Origin of the sequence: Aquimarina macrocephali, assembly GCF_051627225.1 — a bacterium.
Taxonomy (GTDB): Bacteria; Bacteroidota; Bacteroidia; order Flavobacteriales; family Flavobacteriaceae; genus Aquimarina; species Aquimarina macrocephali.
Map to the genome: position 1 here is coordinate 401,621 of NZ_CP151795.1, position 15,296 is coordinate 416,916.

Annotated in this window: 19 protein-coding genes; 7 read left to right on the plus strand and 12 right to left on the minus strand. The window is 32.7% G+C overall.

Translation table 11 applies throughout. From position 1 onward, the window contains the following. Nucleotides 1–227: 227 nt before the first annotated feature. Entirely contained in the window at nt 228–1,067 is an 840-nt protein-coding gene (locus tag AAFU52_RS01740; RefSeq protein WP_438424988.1) for a hypothetical protein, read from the plus strand. A 69-nt stretch (nt 1,068–1,136) separates the two neighbouring features. On the opposite strand, the gene AAFU52_RS01745 is transcribed toward AAFU52_RS01740, so the two are convergent. The 5 genes from AAFU52_RS01745 to AAFU52_RS01765 form a co-directional block, all read right to left on the minus strand. Continuing rightward, a complete protein-coding gene (locus AAFU52_RS01745; RefSeq protein ID WP_438424991.1) occupies nt 1,137–2,267 on the minus strand; it encodes a TRAP transporter substrate-binding protein in 1,131 nt (376 codons plus the stop codon). Nucleotides 2,268–2,353: 86 nt separating this feature from the next. Beyond that, nucleotides 2,354–3,700, minus strand: coding sequence for a TRAP transporter large permease (locus AAFU52_RS01750; protein ID WP_438424992.1), 1,347 nt, complete (start codon nt 3,698–3,700; stop codon nt 2,354–2,356). Nucleotides 3,701–3,702: 2 nt separating this feature from the next. Further along, nucleotides 3,703–4,203: a TRAP transporter small permease subunit gene (locus AAFU52_RS01755; protein WP_438424993.1), complete on the minus strand. Its 501-nt coding sequence runs from the start codon at nt 4,201–4,203 to the stop codon at nt 3,703–3,705. A gap of 132 nt (nt 4,204–4,335) precedes the next feature. Beyond that, complete coding sequence (gene yaaA / locus AAFU52_RS01760; RefSeq protein WP_438424995.1) at nt 4,336–5,097, minus strand: peroxide stress protein YaaA; 762 nt, start codon at nt 5,095–5,097, stop codon at nt 4,336–4,338. Between the two features lie 93 nt (nt 5,098–5,190). After that, nucleotides 5,191–5,592, minus strand: coding sequence for a VOC family protein (locus AAFU52_RS01765; RefSeq protein WP_438424996.1), 402 nt, complete (start codon nt 5,590–5,592; stop codon nt 5,191–5,193). Nucleotides 5,593–6,007: 415 nt separating this feature from the next. Here AAFU52_RS01765 and AAFU52_RS01770 point away from each other — a divergent pair, with 415 nt between their 5' ends. Next, nucleotides 6,008–7,384, plus strand: coding sequence for a glycoside hydrolase family 71/99-like protein (locus AAFU52_RS01770; RefSeq protein WP_438424999.1), 1,377 nt, complete (start codon nt 6,008–6,010; stop codon nt 7,382–7,384). A 72-nt stretch (nt 7,385–7,456) separates the two neighbouring features. Here AAFU52_RS01770 and AAFU52_RS01775 read toward each other — a convergent pair whose 3' ends face one another. The 3 genes from AAFU52_RS01775 to AAFU52_RS01785 form a co-directional block, all read right to left on the minus strand. Next, nucleotides 7,457–7,648 (minus strand): cold-shock protein, encoded by a 192-nt coding sequence (locus tag AAFU52_RS01775; RefSeq protein WP_024770737.1) that lies wholly within the window; start codon nt 7,646–7,648, stop codon nt 7,457–7,459. A gap of 138 nt (nt 7,649–7,786) precedes the next feature. Next, nucleotides 7,787–8,842 carry an RluA family pseudouridine synthase gene (locus AAFU52_RS01780; RefSeq protein WP_438425002.1) on the minus strand — a complete coding sequence of 352 codons (1,056 nt, stop codon included), beginning with the start codon at nt 8,840–8,842 and terminating at the stop codon, nt 7,787–7,789. Beyond that, nucleotides 8,839–9,435, minus strand: coding sequence for a PASTA domain-containing protein (locus AAFU52_RS01785; protein ID WP_106791760.1), 597 nt, complete (start codon nt 9,433–9,435; stop codon nt 8,839–8,841). Before AAFU52_RS01785 ends, AAFU52_RS01780 begins: the two co-directional genes overlap by 4 nt. Nucleotides 9,436–9,633: 198 nt before the next feature. On the opposite strand from AAFU52_RS01785, the gene AAFU52_RS01790 reads away from it, so the two are divergent. The 4 genes from AAFU52_RS01790 (at nt 9,634) to AAFU52_RS01805 (ending at nt 12,079) form a co-directional block, all read left to right on the plus strand. Beyond that, on the plus strand, nt 9,634–10,617 hold the full coding sequence (locus AAFU52_RS01790; protein WP_024770741.1) for a D-alanine--D-alanine ligase: 984 nt from the start codon (nt 9,634–9,636) through the stop codon (nt 10,615–10,617). A gap of 63 nt (nt 10,618–10,680) precedes the next feature. Beyond that, nucleotides 10,681–11,136, plus strand: a complete 456-nt coding sequence (gene coaD, locus AAFU52_RS01795) for a pantetheine-phosphate adenylyltransferase (RefSeq protein ID WP_024770742.1) — start codon at nt 10,681–10,683, stop codon at nt 11,134–11,136. 9 nt (nt 11,137–11,145) lie between these two features. Beyond that, nucleotides 11,146–11,535, plus strand: a complete 390-nt coding sequence (locus AAFU52_RS01800) for a VOC family protein (RefSeq protein ID WP_024770743.1) — start codon at nt 11,146–11,148, stop codon at nt 11,533–11,535. 85 nt (nt 11,536–11,620) lie between these two features. After that, complete coding sequence (locus AAFU52_RS01805) at nt 11,621–12,079, plus strand: GyrI-like domain-containing protein (protein ID WP_024770744.1); 459 nt, start codon at nt 11,621–11,623, stop codon at nt 12,077–12,079. Nucleotides 12,080–12,160: 81 nt separating this feature from the next. On the opposite strand, the gene AAFU52_RS01810 is transcribed toward AAFU52_RS01805, so the two are convergent. Beyond that, on the minus strand, nt 12,161–12,535 hold the full coding sequence (locus AAFU52_RS01810; RefSeq protein ID WP_024770745.1) for a hypothetical protein: 375 nt from the start codon (nt 12,533–12,535) through the stop codon (nt 12,161–12,163). Between the two features lie 43 nt (nt 12,536–12,578). Next, nucleotides 12,579–12,896 (minus strand): roadblock/LC7 domain-containing protein, encoded by a 318-nt coding sequence (locus AAFU52_RS01815; RefSeq protein WP_035092063.1) that lies wholly within the window; start codon nt 12,894–12,896, stop codon nt 12,579–12,581. 196 nt (nt 12,897–13,092) lie between these two features. On the opposite strand from AAFU52_RS01815, the gene AAFU52_RS01820 reads away from it, so the two are divergent. Beyond that, nucleotides 13,093–13,380: a hypothetical protein gene (locus AAFU52_RS01820; RefSeq protein WP_438425006.1), complete on the plus strand. Its 288-nt coding sequence runs from the start codon at nt 13,093–13,095 to the stop codon at nt 13,378–13,380. Nucleotides 13,381–13,646: 266 nt separating this feature from the next. On the opposite strand, the gene AAFU52_RS01825 is transcribed toward AAFU52_RS01820, so the two are convergent. Both AAFU52_RS01825 and AAFU52_RS01830 read right to left on the minus strand, forming a co-directional pair. Continuing rightward, nucleotides 13,647–13,868, minus strand: coding sequence for a hypothetical protein (locus AAFU52_RS01825; RefSeq protein WP_024770748.1), 222 nt, complete (start codon nt 13,866–13,868; stop codon nt 13,647–13,649). Beyond that, the gene (locus AAFU52_RS01830; RefSeq protein WP_024770749.1) at nt 13,865–15,259 is read right to left on the minus strand and encodes a radical SAM protein; all 1,395 of its coding nucleotides are present in this window, start codon (nt 15,257–15,259) and stop codon (nt 13,865–13,867) included. The genes AAFU52_RS01825 and AAFU52_RS01830 overlap by 4 nt, the downstream gene beginning before the upstream one ends. Nucleotides 15,260–15,296: the final 37 nt, after the last annotated feature.

Consider the following 15,296-nt stretch of genomic DNA (forward strand, 5'->3'; position numbering starts at 1 on the left):
GATAAGAAAAATGCTATGCAACAGTAATGTTAAAATTGGTATAAATAAAATTAATCTGTGATATGCTTAACAATCTTTTGTCTCCAATTCAGCATCTTATAATAACATCTTATAACATAACCTTAACACAAATTAACTACACCCTTTATAAGATTCTGTGGGTTATAATCGTTTACTGATCATACGTCCCATAACATTTTTCAATTTATTAATTAAAGCCTTTGACAATGAAAAAAAGAATTTTTGCCTACACAGGCCTGTTATTCATAACCTGTAGCCTTTTATTAAGCTGTAGTAATGACGACGACGAAACACAAATACCAACCACCGCGGTTACTACTTCAAAACAATATAAAGACATCACATCTGCTAACAAAGAAATAAATTCTGTAGTAGAAAATGTTTTCAATACCGAATCTAATATTCGTAATAAGTCTTTTTCTAAAGTAAAAACACCTGAGTGTGCAACTATCACTTCAGAAATAACAGATCAAACAAAAACTGTTACTATAGATTTTGGTGAAAATTGCGAGTTACCAAATGGAGAGGTAATTTCTGGTAGTATTCGTATGAGTTTTAGTCTTAAACTGGATACAGAAAGTAAAATTGAGATTAGCTATAGTCTTGACAAGATTGTTTATAAAGATATTACTGTGAGTGGAACTGCCACTACTATATTTTCTTTTCAAAGTGACACAGGAAATACTAAATTCACTACAAATTCTGATTTCACATTTGCATGGACAGATGGAGTTACTGCTACAAGTAAAACTAATTTTGCAACAGAGTCTTTCCCTGGAAACAGTAACCCAGATACACCACCTAACCTAATTTTCTATAGTTTAACTACAGGTAACAGCCTTACTCAGTTTAGTAATGGTGATCGATTTGCTGTAGAGATCACAACTCCTTTACGTGATGAAAGCTCATGCCAATATACGGTGAGTGGTGTTATAGCAACTACAGAGAATAGTGCCGTTATTACTTTGAACTATGGTGATGGGGAATGCGATAATATTGCAACTCAGACTGATGCTGATGGTAATGAAACTACTATCGAATTGTAGCAATAAACACCTTTTAATAAACAATTAAACCGTTTCAAAGAAAATTTCTTCTGAAACGGTTTTTTTTGATTACTTCTGTATTTTATTATAATAAGCTTTTTCTGTTACTTCGGACCATTTGGAGATCTTCTTTTGAAAGCTTGAATAGCTTTCATATACTTCTTTAGAAAGGGGATCATTCCCTATCATTTCCTGGATTGCTTCATCGGTAAATCCTCGCAAGGCATCCAGAGTTTCTTTAGAAAACTCACGAATTTCAACACCTTCTTCATTTACTAATTTATCCAGATAAATACCATTTTGTCTATCAAACTCTGCCAAAACCCATACTTGTGCTCGTTTAGAAGCTGCTTCTAAAACTGCTTGTAAATGTCGAGGCAGACCGTCATACAAATTTTTATTAATAAAAAACTCAAGTTGTGAACCTGTCTCATGCCATCCGGGTGTATAATAATATTTTGCAATTTTATGAAATCCCATTTTATAATCGTGATATGGGCCAATCCACTCGGTGGCATCAATAACTCCTCTTTCTAAACTTGTATACACTTCACTACCTGCAACCAAAACCGCTGCTCCTCCGGCTTTTTCCAATACTTTTCCTCCAATACCCGGTAAGCGCATTTTTAATCCTTTAAAATCTTCTACAGAATTGATTTCCCGGTTAAACCACCCTCCCATCTGTACACCTGTATTTCCTCCCATAAATGGCACGAGGTTAAATTTAGCGTATGTCTTTTTCCATAATTCATATCCTCCTCCTGTTTCTAACCAAGAGGTAATTTGTTGACTATTCATCCCAAATGGTACGGCTGCAAAAAACTGTGCTGCCGGAGTTTTTCCTGCCCAATAATAAGCTGCTCCACATCCCATCTCTATAGTTCCCTGGGATACCACATCAAAAGCTTCTAATGGAGGGACTAATTCTCCTCCTCCATACACTTTTATTTTAATCTGCCCATTAGACAATTCATCTACCCATTCTGAGTATTTCTCTGCAACTTCACCTACAACAGGAAAGTTTGGTGGCCAGGTAGTCGTCATTTTCCAATAAAACACTTTATCAGGTTTGGTCACATCATATGAAGTAGTTCGCATGCTTGCTGGTGGATCTCCCAAACAAGAAAGAAACAATACTACAGTAATTACTAAGGTCAAATACCTTAAAATTTTATGTTTTTGGGTTGTAACAAACTTCATAAGGTTTACTTATACATTATTAAACATCTTTAGAAAAGTAAAAAGGATATTCTTTTTATGGTTTCTAAAGGATACATTTTATTATTCTATTTTGATATAAAAATAATTTCAGGAAAAAATACAACTACACCAACAATAATTAATTGAATGATGATAAATGGTATAATCCCTTTATAAATCTGGCTGGTTTTTACATTATCTGGCGCAACACCTTTAAGATAAAACAAAGCAAAGCCAAATGGTGGTGTCAAAAACGATGTCTGTAGATTTAATGCTATCAAAATCCCAACCCACAACATATCCATACCAAAAGCATTAAAAATAGGAGTCACTACCGGTACTATAATAAAAACAATTTCAATAAAATCAATAAAAAAGCCTGCAATAAAAATCACAACCATGACCAATAACAAAAACATAAGAGGTGTCAAATTAGATGACATAATCAATTCTTGCAGATATGCATCTCCTCCCAATGTTCTAAACACTAAGGTAAATGTAGTTGCTCCTAAAAGAATAAAAAACACCATCGATGTTAATTTTGTAGTTTCTTGAGCTACTTCTTTTAGAATTTTAAACGAAAACTTTTTTTGAATTATGGTTAGTATTGTTGCACCAATTGCGCCAATGGCAGAAGCTTCTGTAGGAGAAGCTATACCTGTAAAAATAGAGCCCAATACCAATACTATCAAAAGTATTGGCAAGAAAAGTGCTTTTAGAATTTTTGAAGTGAAATTAGTTCCTCTAAATTCTGCAATCTCTTCTGCAGGAATACTGGGAGCATCTTCTTTGTGAATGAAAGACTTTATTAAAATATAGCCAATATATAATCCTACCAATATCAACCCTGGCAATAGTGCTGCAGAAAATAAAGCTCCTACATCTACCGAAGCTGACCCTCGTGACGAACTATTGATTGTATCTGCTAATAATACTAATACAATAGATGGCGGAATGATTTGCCCTAATGTTCCTGATGATGCTATTACTCCTGTTGCAAGTTCTGTTTTATATCCTCGTTTAAGCATTGTAGGCAGGCTTATTAGCCCCATTGTTACAACTGTTGCTCCAACAATTCCAGTAGATGCTGCAAGCAAAGCCCCTACAATCACTACAGAAATTGCCAAACCACCACGCACACGTCCAAACATCATTGCCATAGTTTCTAATAAACTCTCTGCAAGACCTGATTTCTCCAGCATAATTCCCATAAAAATAAATAGAGGAACTGCCATTAATACATAGTTATTGACTACTCCCATAATTCTTGCCGGAAGTAAATAAAATGTAGACATCTGAAACACTTCTGGAGCAAAAATAGATACTCCAAAAGCAAAGGCTACCGAAATCCCTCCTAACGTAAAAGCAACCGGATACCCTCTTAGAATAAGAATGAAGATAATTACAAATAGTACTATTGCCAGATATTCCATTTCTAATCCTTATTAAAAATAATTTGAATTGATTTTAGTATATGGGATATTCCTTGAAGTAACAGAAAAACAAAACCCAGAGTAATACAAAATTTAAGTACGTATAGAGCAGGTAAACCTCCCGGTTGAGGAGAGCTTTCTCCTATCATAAAAGAAGACAATCCATAATACCAAGAAGAAACAATAACTACATAGCACCAGGGAATTAACAAAAAAGCACCTCCTAAAAGATCCACCCAGGCTTTTCCTTTTCTAGAAAGTTTGGTATAAAAAACATCAACCCGTACATGTTTCTCGTATTTAAATGTATACCCAGACGCTAGTAGAAATATCATCCCGAAGAGATAAATCTCTATTTCGATCATCCAAACATATGTGAATTTAAAGACATAGCGAATAATTACATCAAGGCCAATGATTATTGCCAGTAGTGTTGCTACCCAACTAACCAATACTCCTATTTTCTCACCAACTCTGTCAAGAAAATTGATAATTTTTTGCATCTAGTGATTTGTGTTACTAATATCTGGGTTGAAGATACTAAAATTAGATGCATTCGAAAACGGAAGTTAGTAATTGTCAAAAAGCATATCGAAGATTTTCAATACCCACACATTAACAATTATCCTATTAAATTACCTCACAAAAACCAATTCATTAGGTTTGGTAGTATATTCTTCACTAAACCCATATCCTTCGTAATTAAATCCTTTTAAATCTTCAATAGTTTCTGCACCAGTATCGATAATATAACGAACCATCATACCTCTGGCTTTTTTAGCAAAGAAGCTTATCATTTTAAGCTTATCTCCTTTCCAATCTTTAAATTGTGGAGTAATCACAGGTACTTTTAATGCTTTTTTATCAATTACACTAAAATATTCATTACTTGCCAGATTGATAAATAATTCATCGTCTTGCAATTCATCATTTAAGTGCTGGGTAACCGTTTTTTTCCAAAACTCATATAAGTTATTTTTTCGTCCCACTTTTAATTTAGTTCCCATCTCAAGGCGATAAGGCTGCATTAGGTCTAAAGGTTTAAGAACTCCATACAATCCAGAAAGAATTCTTAATTGGTCTTGTAATGTGTCTAACTTTTTTTCGGGAATAGTATACGCATCTAATCCGATATATACATCTCCATTAAACGAATATACTGCAGGTCTTGCATTTTCCTTTGTAAACGGAAGTTGAAACTCCTGATTACGTTGCCAATTAAGTTGTGCCAACTTATCACTTATACTCATTAGCTCAGAAAGTTTTTTAGGTGTTTTTTTCTTTAACACACCATTTAACTTCTCTATTTCTGTAAGAAAAGCTGGAGTCGTATACTGCTGAGTTGGTAATGTTGTTTCAAAATCTAATGATTTAGCTGGAGATATTACAATTTTCATGTAGGTGACTTTTTTGTTATTCAAAAATACAATTGTCTTTGGACAATTAAAATCTATACCTGTATTTATTCTCTATTTGGGTATTTGAAAAAGTTATTTTGATTTCGGGATATATTCTTCTATCTGTTTAGCGAAAGTCTCTTCATCTTTAAATGCTATCAGGTTTCTATCAGGGTCATAGAATTTTGCTACTTTCCCCCAATGATGTTCCTGATAATCAACAGCTACTCCTTTTCTCTTTAAATCGTTTGCAACTCTTTGCACATTATCCACATTCATTCGTATACAGCTAAATCCCTTTGCATTAACATCATCCATTATCAGATAATCTTCCCTATCTTCTTTTTCAACCATTAAATAAGTGCCGTATAAATCAAAACATGTTAATTCATCATTTTGAAATAAAATAGTTAACTCCAAAATAGTTTCATAAAACACAATAGATTCTTCATATTTTTTAACATATAAAATAAGCCCTGTTCTTTTAATTTTCATCCTGAAAGATTTTGTGGTTAAAGTACGATTGTATTCTAAAATCATAAATTGATCATAGTATTTCTTATCTATTGAATTATTAGCTATCTCTATGTATCGTTACGATTAATGATACCGAGTAATGTATCGAAGTACTAATAACTATCGTTAGTTCTTATTTGAAATAAATATAAATAATTGATTTTCAGGTAATAAAGAATAAAAAAACAACATATTTCTTTTTAGAAAAAAAGAAATTAACTAATTTTAGTGCAAATAACGTATTACAAAGAGGGGAAACCCTCATTTTCGTCACAAAAGCATGAATTCTGATGCATTAAACATTAGAACACATTGTCTGATTATTCACAAATTTTCTTCTAAACATAAAAACTCTTTAGACATTTTGTTTGACGTTTAATTTAATATTTGTGATATGTTAAGATCTTCGAGTACTTTTATTTTTTTCATTTTTCTTTTTATTATTTTCTTTTATTCTTGTGAAAAAGAAGATGTCATTTTAATTGAGCAACAACAGATTGAGGAACAATCTGCAGCAGAAGTTGTTCAGGACACAACATATACTGATGCCGAACTACTAAAAGTTCTGGAGGAAGAAATAGAGTTTATAAAACTAGAAAAAGAAGGGTATATTGTTGATATTTCTGGTATGGATGTCGTTAAAGAAAATCCAAAAAAAGTATATGTACATTATTTGCCCTGGTTTCAGAATAAAGATTTTGATGGATACTGGGGTCAGCATTGGACAATGAGTAACCAAAATCCTGAAATCAAAGACGAAAATGGTAATTCACAAATTGCCTCATATTATTATCCTCTTATCGGCCCATATTCTTCTAGTGATCCAGATTTGCATGAATATCATTTTTTAATGATGAAACTCTCTGGGATTGATGGAGTAATTTTTGACTGGTATGGTAGTAGAAATTTACATGATTATGGATTGATAAAAAAATCAACAGAAACCTTTATTAACGTCCTAGAAGATTTGGGACTTGAATTTTCAATTATGTATGAGGATCGTGTAGCTGCCCAAGCTACAGAGCAATCTCTTACCACTGATATCATAGAGGCTGCGCAAGAGGATTTTGCATACATTAATGACACCTATTTTTCTAGTCCTGAATACATGCAATATAATGGTAAAAACATGTTATTTGTATTTGGTCCACATCATATAACCACAGAAACCGAATGGAATCAGGTATTTGATGTACTACCTGCAGAAAATCAGCCTAGCTTTTTAACACTATGGGCTGCAAGTGATCGCGTTGGAGTGAATGCATCGGGAGAATTTTTATGGGTAGATAAAGATCATTTACTTGCTCATCAAAATTATTATGATACTTATCAAGCATCCAATACAATAACTGTGGGATCTTCTTATCCCGGTTTTAGGAGTTTTTATACAGAAGGCGGATGGTCTGATGGCAGTAATGATTGGAGCATTGACCTTAATTCTGGTCATACTTTTGTAGAAACTCTTAACTATACTCATCATGAACTTTCAGACTTTATTCAAATCATTACCTGGAATGATTTTGGGGAAGGTACTATGATAGAACCCACACAAGAGTTTGGTTTTACCTACTTACAACTTTTACAACAATATACGGGAGTTTCTTTTTCTCCCAATGATCTACAGGTAGCCCTGGATCTGTATCATATCAGAAAAGAATATAAAAAAAATGCAGAGGTACAGAATATCTTAAACCGATCCTATAAGTACATTAAAAAACTAAGGTTAGGACGTGCTGATAAGGTTTTAAAAGCTATTAAAAGATTTTATTGAGTCATTTAAGTTCTAAAATAGAAAAAGCCTGTCTAATCGACAGGCTTGTGTTTTAAAAAAGTCAAATGTATATTATAATACTTTCACGTTTACCGCGTTCAATCCTTTTTTACCTTCTTGTAGATCAAATTCTACTTCATCACCTTCACGCACTTCGTCGATTAAACCTGAAATGTGTACAAAATGATCTTTGTTTGATCCTTCTTCTGTTATGAATCCAAATCCTTTGGAGTCATTAAAAAATTTTACTGTTCCTTTGTTCATTATAATTTATTAAAACGCAAAGGTACTATTATTTGATCAGTAATCCATATTTATTTCAAAATAATGTTCTTAATAACCTTTATTTAATACTTTACAAATACTTTAGTAACAGTATAATATTCTCTATACCAGCTCAATTTATTCTTCTGACAATTGATTTTTAGCATATTTCCTCCAACGTTCTATACACTGTTGTATATCTTCTGGGATTTGCGTTTCAAAATGCATATGCTCTTTAGTCACGGGGTGTTCAAAACCGAGAGTTCTGGCGTGTAAAGCTTGTCGAGGTAAAATCTTAAAGCAGTTTTCTACAAATTGCTTGTATTTGGTAAACGTAGTTCCTTTTAATATTTTCTCTCCGCCATAGCGTTCGTCATTAAATAAAGTATGACCAATATATTTCATATGTACCCGAATCTGATGCGTTCTTCCAGTTTCTAATCTGCAAGAAACCAAGGTAACATATCCTAGTCGCTCTATAACTTTATAATGTGTGATTGCCGGTTTCCCTTTATCGCCTTCATCGTCTTCAAAAACAGTGTTTTGTAGTCTGTTTTTAGGATGTCGTCCTATATTACCTTCTATTGTTCCTTCATCCTCATCCACATTCCCCCATACAATTGCTACATATTCGCGTTGACTGGTTTTATCAAAAAATTGTTTTGCCAGATGCGTCATTGCTTCTTCGGTTTTGGCAATCACCAACAGTCCACTGGTATCCTTATCAATGCGATGTACTAATCCTGGTCGATCACTACTATTATTAGGAAGGTTATCAAAATGATAAATCAGAGCATTAATTAAGGTTCCCGAATAGTTACCATGACCAGGATGTACCACCATCCCTGCTGGTTTATTAACAACTAGTAATACATCATCTTCATATACAATATCTAAAGGAATATTCTCTGGAGTTAGTAAGTTTTCATAAGGAGGATGAGAGAACAATACCCGTACAATATCATTTGGTTTCACCTTATGATTTGATTTTACCGGAATATCATTTACAAAAACGCTTCCATTTTTTGCAGCCTGTTGTATTTTATTACGTGTTGCATTCTCTACAAAATTCATTAAAAACTTATCCACCCTTAAGGGTACCTGGCCAGCTCCGGCCACAAAACGATGATGTTCATAGAGGTCGCCCTCATTAGCATCAAAATCTCCTGTATCTTCGTTTTCTTTCAAAATCAATTAGATAAGTTTATCGTTCCTCCTTCTCCATTCCCCAGAACCAAATCTATAACAGAGGTTTTCATTAGTTTTGTTCCAGGTTTTAACCGTTTACCATTATGTCTTAATTCTAATACCATATCTCTTGCAATATTGGGCTGATATGTAACAGAACCTATCTTAAACCCAAGAGCAACCAATTTTGGTTCTGCCTGTCTTCTGGTTCTCTGTACTACATTAGGAACTTCTATTTTACGGTAACCCGATGGATTTAAGGTTACATATATTTTACGATTTTCTTTTACCTCACTACCCGCAACAGGGTTCTGTTCTAATACAGAATACCTTGGATAATCAGGATTAAAGTTTGCAGAATCCTGAACTTCATATCTCAGCTCTTTTTCTTCTAGTACCTTCCCTACCTCATCCAATGTCTTTTTACTTAAACTGGGTACTACAATACGCTGATGATGATTTGTTGTACTTTCTAACCACTCTAGTGCAACATAAGATAAGATAGCAAGCATTGCCACCGCTATAACCAATTGTATCAAAAATATTTTACTATAAATAAATTTGAATAGATCTCTGAAGAAATTTATAAATACACTCATCTGTTTTATACCTGTTATTTTTATAGTCAAACATAACCTTCTTGATTATGTAAACAAAATTAACCAATAATCATTCTAATTATTAGTACTAACTTTATTGTAATGGCTTATTTCATAATTTGGACAAATATATAAAAACGGAAAGTTTTAAGCTTTTCTTATAAGATAAATGATATTTTTGTTTTCAAAAGTCACTCTATGAAGAAAAACATTGCCATTTTAATGGGTGGGTATTCTAGCGAGTTTAAAATCTCGATTCAAAGTGGAAATGTAGTATATAAATATCTGGATAGAGATTTATATGTTCCATTTCGTGTTCATATTACTAAAGACGGCTGGTATTATGTAGATGATAACGACCAGAAGTATGGTATTGACAAAAACGATTTTTCATTAACATTAGAAAGCACTAAAATCACTTTTGATGCTGCTTTTAATACGGTGCATGGTACTCCTGGTGAAGATGGTTTGCTACAGGCCTATTTTGAATTGATCGAGATTCCTCAAACAGCTTGTGATTTTTATCCTGCAGCACTTACTTTTAATAAACGAGATTGTATTAGTACTTTAAAACCTTATGGCATCCCTACTGCCACCAACTATTTTTTAAATAAAGGTGATGCAATAGATAGCAACGCCATTGTGGATACGGTAGGATTACCCTGCTTTGTAAAAGCAAATAAAGCTGGTAGTAGTTATGGAGTTTCTAAAGTTAAAACTATAGAAGATCTTCTACCTGCAATAGAAGTAGCTTACAAAGAAGATGATGAAATTATTATTGAATCTTTTTTAAGCGGGACCGAAGTATCTGTAGGAGTTATCCAACATAATGGAAAAGATACAGTATTACCAATAACAGAAATTGTATCCGAAAATGAGTTTTTTGACTACGAAGCTAAATACATGGGAAAGTCGGAAGAAATCACTCCCGCCCGTTTATCTGATGAGGATACTCAAAAAGTCAAAAATCTGGCTTTAAAAGTATATCAGATTTTAAAAATGAAAGGATTTTCAAGAAGCGAATATATTTTTCATCATGGAGAGCCTTATTTTGTAGAAATGAACACTAATCCCGGATTAAGTGAAGCTAGTATCTTACCTCAACAAGCAGAAAAAGCTGGGATTAGCTTAAAAGAATTATTTTCTAATGCTATAGAATCTTGTATCCATTTACAAAAATAGAGGTTCAATCTATAAATTTATAATTTGAATTATCTTTGTAAATACAACAATTAATAATCACCAATGAGAAGAGCTGTTTTTCCTGGATCATTCGACCCAATTACATTAGGACATTATGACATTATCGAAAGAGGTCTTACCTTATTTGATGAAGTTATCCTTGCCATAGGCGTAAATTCTGAGAAGAAATATATGTTTTCTCTTGAAGAGCGAAAGCAATTTATCGAAGAAGCTTTTAAGAATGAGCCTAAAATTAAAGTAATGACTTACAAAGGGCTAACTGTTGATTTTTGCAAACAACAAAATGCCGAATTTATATTAAGAGGCCTTCGCAATCCAGGTGATTTTGAGTTTGAAAAAGCCATCGCACATACCAACAGAAAAATGTCGGATATCGAAACTGTGTTTTTATTAACCTCTTCTGGTAAAAGTTATATCTCTTCTTCTATTGTTCGTGATGTAATTCGTAATGGTGGAGATGTTTCAGGATTAGTCCCGGATACAGTTCGTGTAAAATAACACCTTACTATGAAAAGAAAAATAGGTGCTATTACCCTGGTTGTAAAGGATTATGATGAAGCTATTCAATTTTATATAGAAAAGCTTAATTTCAAACTTATAGAAGACACCAGACTTGATCACAAAAAACGATGGGTTCTCATTGCTCCTAATAACCAAACAGAAACTACCATTCTCCTGGCTCAAGCAGCCACTCCCGAACAGGAAAAAGCAATTGGAAATCAAACAGGTGGACGGGTTTTTCTATTTCTTCATACCGATGATTTTTGGAGAGATTACCATACCATGAAATCTAAAGGAGTATCATTTCTGGAACAACCACGAGAAGAATCCTACGGAACCGTTGTTGTTTTTGAAGATTTATATGGCACCAAATGGGACTTGCTCGAATTAAAATAATATAAATTACAAACCCTTCCTGACATACCTTTGTCACTACCTGTATTTAGTTTTGTCATACTATTAATTTCTAATATTAAAAATTATGATAAAAACAAAAATTGAACCTTTTTGGATCGTTGGAATTTCGGTACGTACAACTAAAAAAAACGAGCAATTTGCAAACGATATCCCTAATTTATGGAATACTTTTATGTCTGAAGGTACAATGCATAAAATCCCTAATAAGCTTGAAGATTCTATCTATGCTGTGTACACTGATTATGAAAGTGACCATACCGAAGGATATACTACAATCATAGGATGCAAAGTTGCAAACTTAGATAATATCCCGCCGGGAATGACCAGTGTAAAAATCGAAAGAAGTATCTACTCTCGATTTACCGCCAAAGGTGATATTACTAAAGGTGTAATCTATGATAAATGGGTCAATATATGGGAAATAGATCTAGACAGGACATATACTACCGATTTTGAAGTATACGGGGAAGACGCTGTAAATCCTACAAATGCCGAAGTGGATATTTTTGTAGCAATTGAATAAAATTACCATAAAAAAACCTCACAAGTTTAAACTTGTGAGGTTTTATAAAAGTAATATTATTTACATAAAAAAGCTTTTTAATTATAGTTGTGATACCACATCTTTCTTATATTTTTTCAAGAGTGCACGTGTCATTCCGAGATTTGCTTTTGTAGAATCAACAGCCAAATAAATAAAGTATTCACCGTTTTCAGAAACGTCAATAATATGAATTTGATTTGTAAGTGTAATTATAATATCCTGAACTGCTGATTTCAAACCTAATGCTTCGATAGCATTTTTCTTAGCTTTTACAACTTCCAAATTATAAGCAGAAGCAGTTTCAGGATCAAAATCTTTTTTATCAGAATTAGAGACATAACATACACCTGTGCTTACTTCTGTAACAGTAACCGCGATATAACCAGGCACATTAGATTTAACATCCTCAATGAATTGTTCTAAAAAATTTGACATAGTTTTAATTTGATTTTAATTATTAATAATATTGTTTATAAAATTATTTATCTAAAGAGCTCATATACTTAAGCAGTAGCCCCAGTTTTGACATTTTTTTAGATACAACCAATATGATTGAATCAGATTTGATCCTATTTGCAATAAGAAAACCTTTTGAAGATTTTGCCATCAATTGATCAAGGTCACCATTAAGTAAATCTTTAACCATATCATTACACATCGAAAATGCTGTTTCCATCATTAAGGCAACATTAGTATCATGCTGAGTATCTAATGCATCTATTACATTACCACTATTATCGGCAATAATTACGCTATCAACTTCGGTATCTTCTTTAATCTTTTTCAGATCAATCATATGTCTAAAATTTGGATATTTTTGTTCTTTGTTTTGTAAATATAGTAACAATAATTACTTAAAAAAATTCTTTCATCGTTTTTTTTTACTTTTAAACGATTATTACTATCTTGTGTGAAATTATTTTTGTAGAAAAATTCCTACAAAAATGAAATTGATTTAAAAGAAATTTAACAATAGAAACCATATCTAAACTATGACCCTAATTAATCTGCCAAACTCTGAGTTAAAAGCAATTTTAAAAACCCGAAAAGATAAATTTAATTCCTATAGGGTTGGAAAAGAACAAGTTTCTCTTAAAACTGAAGATGTTTCTGAGATAATAGAACGAATAACCCAAAAGGAGGCAGAAATTTCCTCTAAAAAGAAAAAGAAATCAGGCACAGATGATCTTATGAGTTCAAACGATACCACTAAAGCTACAAAAACATATACCGAAAAAATAAAAGGAGGTTATTTTGGAAAAAGAAGAAGTCGTTTTTAATATGATTTCTACCTTACAATAATAATGTCATTATGCTAATTCATAAAACTTCATTTATTATATCGATGTTTAGATTGTATTATAAAGGCATTAATAAAGATTGGTAAAACAACACAAAAACAAATCTTCTAATTCCTTTCTATTATGAATAGTATCTCTAAAGACAACGCAATGTAGTATAATCAAGAAAATCCTTTTTTCTATAAGCAAACGTTAGTATCCACCGCAGAGGGTTCTGCAATACAATTATTTGTGACGGTTTTACTTTAAAATCCAGCCATAAGAGCTCCACAGATTCCTAATCCTACAACAAGGTATACCCCAGCAAGGATAAAGAAAATTTTTCCTGCTTTTCGGTTTTTAGTCTTGAATAAGATTAGACCAATAATCGAAAGAAATATTGGAGGTCCTAAGAGGATCAAAAGAATTAAATACACCAATCCATCGAGGTTCCCTACTTCCAAAAAAATGGTATTTGTTGCTATCATATCGTTTCTTTTCTTAATTGTTCTAAATACTCCTGCTTATCATCCCTATAAAATAAGTTCATCGTTTCAAAAGGAATGATTTTGTAATCTTTATTTACAATATGCACACAAGATTTTTTAATCGCTCGCACATCAAAATTATAAGCATCAATAAATTGCATAATTATAATTCTAAACAGATTATCATATCCTAAATCCGGAGCATCGATCTCTGGCAAACAGCACATTATAGATTTTAGATTTTCTGAAGCTGTTTCTACAGAATTTCCGGTACTAAATAATTCCAGGACTTTACCATGCAACTCTTCATCCTGTTCATATACAATCGTATTTTTACCATTATCCAAAAGATCTGCCGGATTAATATATCGGGTAAGAGGTAGAAGTCCATCTTCATTTTTTAGTGCATACCCCATAACCAAAGCATCTGGGTTACAAGGCACAGGGATAAGGTCATCAGATTCAAAAACAGGAAATTGTTCTAAAATTTTTCTTCGCACCTCGGTCAATGTTATTCTATCGGTTTGAGTATCAAAATCTTCTAGTCGCCCTGCTATTTGAGTAGGTTGAAATGTAACCCCTCTCACACATTTTTGTTGTGTTGCAAATGTTAGTATATCACCAATTAGAGTATCATTTAATCCTTTTTCTAATGTAACAACCAGAGTAGTGGACAGGTTTACACTATTGAGATTCTCGATGGCTTGTTTTCTAATTTTGGTCAGATCCTCTCCTCTTAATTTTTGTAATACTTCGGCATCCAAAGCATCAAACTGAAGATAGATTTCAAAATCAGGCATATAGCCAGCCAACTGTTGGGTAAATTTAATATCCTTAGCAATACGAATTCCATTTGTATTTACCATTAAGTGCCTGATAGGTAATTGTTTTGCATAGTCCAGAATTTCAAAAAACTGAGGGTGTATTGTGGGTTCTCCTCCACTTATTTGTACTACATCTGGTTCTTTTTCATTTTTGACTATCGTATCCAGCATTTTCTTTATTTCATCTAATGATCGATGTCTGCCGTAATGAGGAGACGAAGAAGCATAACAGGTAGGACAAGTCAAATTACATCGGTCTGTTACCTCGATAATCGACAAACATGAATGCTGCTCATGATCCGGGCATAATCCACAATCATAAGGACATCCATAATCTGTAGCTGTATTAAATTGATAGGGAAACTCTGAAGGTTTATTATAATTTCTAATATTCTTATAATAGGCTATATCATCTGCAATCAAAACTTTAGACCTCCCATGCTCTGGGCATCTCTTGAGCATAAATACTTTATCTTCTTCAAAAACAATTTTGGCTTCAATCCTTTTTAGACAAGTAGGACATAAACTTAGTGTAAAATCGTAATACGTATAATTTCTAGTGGGCATTTATCTGTTATTTTTGAAATTCATATATCAAAACAAA